The organism is Bartonella sp. CL266QHHD (assembly GCF_042195355.1).
GTDB lineage: Bacteria > Pseudomonadota > Alphaproteobacteria > Rhizobiales > Rhizobiaceae > Bartonella.
Map to the genome: position 1 here is coordinate 1 of NZ_JBHIOD010000050.1, position 354 is coordinate 354.

1 pseudogene is annotated in these 354 nt (G+C 45.2%); it reads right to left on the bottom strand.

Going from position 1 to position 354, the window contains the following annotated elements:
- Positions 1–348, bottom strand: a pseudogene (locus ACFIK7_RS06785) (late control protein); the annotation flags it as partial.
- Positions 349–354: the final 6 nt, after the last annotated feature.

Consider the following 354-nt stretch of genomic DNA (forward strand, 5'->3'; position numbering starts at 1 on the left):
GTGGTCAAAATGTTCACTCACCTGTTCTTTGAGCTCTTTACGCATCGAGGCACTTTTGCCACAAAGGCGCAAGATCTCTCCATCACTGCCACCACAACTTACAACCGATTCGACAACAAAACACCCCATAAATGCACTGATGCTGTTCTCATAGCCAAAAATCACTTGCAGAGTGCTGTTGCTTGAGGGAACCTCTAAATCATTGCCACTATCGTCAAACTCTGCTTCAAATGTATCGGCTTCATTCTCGGCATGGTCCGTAATCGTTGCGGTTAAAAGACGCTGGTAAAAAACCTCATGAACAGGTTTGTCTCCCACCTTGACCACAATAAAAGGGTGTGTACGCATTAATCC